Source organism: Curtobacterium sp. B18 (genome assembly GCF_000333375.1).
Taxonomy (GTDB): Bacteria; Actinomycetota; Actinomycetes; order Actinomycetales; family Microbacteriaceae; genus Curtobacterium.
On the sequence record NZ_BACZ01000463.1, the window covers coordinates 1 to 1,353 of the forward strand.

At 75.1% G+C, this 1,353-nt stretch carries 3 protein-coding genes; 1 reads left to right on the plus strand and 2 read right to left on the minus strand.

Features of this window, described 5'->3' with window-relative positions; translation table 11 throughout:
- Nucleotides 1-504: ATP-binding cassette domain-containing protein (locus I5E_RS12430; protein ID WP_031262549.1), on the minus strand; the 504-nt coding region annotated here is incomplete at its 3' end.
- 131 nt (nt 505-635) lie between these two features.
- The gene (locus I5E_RS12435; RefSeq protein ID WP_022907267.1) at nt 636-941 is read right to left on the minus strand and encodes a putative quinol monooxygenase; all 306 of its coding nucleotides are present in this window, start codon (nt 939-941) and stop codon (nt 636-638) included.
- A 173-nt stretch (nt 942-1,114) separates the two neighbouring features.
- On the opposite strand from I5E_RS12435, the gene I5E_RS12440 reads away from it, so the two are divergent.
- A partial coding sequence (locus tag I5E_RS12440) for an RNA polymerase sigma factor (RefSeq protein ID WP_022907268.1) occupies nt 1,115-1,353 on the plus strand: 239 nt, incomplete at its 3' end.

Genomic DNA, 1,353 nt, shown 5'->3' on the forward strand with positions numbered 1-1,353 from the left:
CAGCGCGGTCATCAACGACTCCGGCCCGACGCCGTCCTCATCGGAGCCGACGGCCAGGCCGAGGTCGGCGAGCACGACGGGGATGCGGTCGTCGAGGTCGGCTGCACCCGCCGCGAGCCAGCGGTCGAGCGCCGCCGAGTAGGCGTCCGCAGCGGCGTCCCCGGCGCCGGGATCGCCGAGCGCGGCAGCGGCGGCGTCCATCGTCGCGGTCGCCTCGGCGCAGCCGGTCCGTCGGGCGATGTACGCGGCGACGGTCTCGCCGGGGACGCGTTCGTGCTCCTGCGGCAGGAAGCCGACGAACGCGTCGGTCGGTGCGAGCGACACACTGCCGGCGAGCGGTTCGTCCACCCCGGCGAGCAGGCGCAGCAGGGTGGACTTGCCGGCGCCGTTCACCCCGACGACGCCGATGACGTCCCCGGGGGCGACGGTCAGGTCGAGGGCGTCGAAGAGGGTGCGTGCGGCGTACCCGCCGGAGAGTCCCTTGGCGACGAGCGTGGCGGTCATGCCCCAATCGTCCCATCCCCGGGCACGGCCGGCCGACCGCCCTCCCCGGGCACGGCCGGGGACCGCCCGGCCCGGGCACGGCCGGGGGACCGCCCGGCCCGGGCACGGCCGGGGAACCGCCCGCCCCGGGGTCAGTCGAGCGTGATGGTCCGGTCGAACGTCCGGGTGACCGGCGGCGCGGCGACGACGGCGGCGAGGGCGTTCGCCGCACCCTCGGGGGTGCCGCGCCACGCGACGTAGGCGTCGTGGTCTGCAGACGTCGTCCACCGTTCGAGGACGACCACGCGCGACGCGTCGGCGTCGTCGACGAGGACCTCGAGCGACTCGTTGCCGGCGAACGCGGCGGTCTGGGCGAGGGTCTCGCGGATCGCGGCCTCGACGGTCTCGGTGGGGACGTCGGTCCGGAGCTGGACCTCGAGCAGGACGGTCATCGACATGGTGCACCTCTCTCGTCGTCGCCGGAGCGACTCGTCGTCGCCGGGGCGACACGTCGCCGCCACGTGCGACCACGCCCGTGCTGCAACCGGTCGGCGGTCCGGTGTGTTCCGGACTCGTCGACGGTCGGTGCGGCGGGGTGGAACCGATCCGGCCGTCCCGGACACTGCAGGGTATGGACAGCGGGGACTGGGCGATGGCGCTCGAGGGTGACGGCGAGGCGTTCGGGCGGGTGTTCGACCGGCACCGTCACCGGGTGCAGCGACACTGCATGCGACTCGTGCCGGTCGACACGGACGCGGCCGACACGGTCGCGATCGTGTTCCTCGAGGCCTGGCGGAACCGGGCTCGGGTGCGGCTCGTCGACGGGTCGCTGCTGCCGTGGCTCCTCGTCACCGCGACGAACGTCGCCCG